Raw genomic sequence first — 643 nt, 5'->3', positions numbered from 1 at the left:
CCGGCGAAGACACCGGTCCGGCTGCCCCGCAGCCGCTGCGGGTCCAGACCCGCCGATTCGAACGACTCCCACGACGCCTCCAGCAGCAGCCGCTGCTGCGGATCCATCGCCAGGGCCTCACGCGGCGAGATCCCGAAGAACCCGGGGTCGAACTCGGCGGCACCGTAGAGGAAGCCACCGTGCCGCGTGTACGACGTACCGCTGCGGTCCGGGTCCGGATCGAACAGCGACTCCAGGTCCCAGCCCCGGTCCGCCGGGAACTCGGAGATCCCGTCGCCGCCACCGGCCAGCAACGCCCACAGCTGGTCCGGGCTCTCGACGCCGCCCGGGTAGCGGCAGGCCATGCCCACGATCGCGATCGGCTCGTCGGTGCCGACGACCGTGCCGGCGACCAGGTCGCCCGTCGACTGACGCACCCCGGCCAGCTCCGACCACAGGTGGTCGGCGAGCACCGCCGGGGTCGGGTAGTCGAAGACCAGCGTCGAGGCCAGCCGCAGCCCGGTGGCCGCGTTCAACCGGTTACGCAGGTCCACCGCCGTCAGCGAGTCGAAGCCCAACTCCCGGAACGCCCGGTCCGCCGGCACCGCCTCCGCGCCACCGTGCCCCAGCACCTGCGCGACCAGGCCCCGCACCAGCACGTCGA

The 643-nt window shown here is 73.3% G+C and carries 1 protein-coding gene; it reads right to left on the bottom strand.

Annotated features, from left to right (window positions below; genetic code table 11):
* Positions 1–643, bottom strand: a 643-nt coding sequence (locus ACFHW0_RS31720; protein ID WP_416613307.1) for a beta-ketoacyl synthase N-terminal-like domain-containing protein, incomplete at both ends; no start/stop codon positions are given.

Source organism: Micromonospora sp. LOL_025, assembly GCF_048060285.1.
GTDB lineage: Bacteria > Actinomycetota > Actinomycetes > Mycobacteriales > Micromonosporaceae > Micromonospora.
The sequence above is the reverse complement of the archived record's forward strand: the minus strand, read 5'-3'. Positions and strand labels throughout refer to the sequence as shown.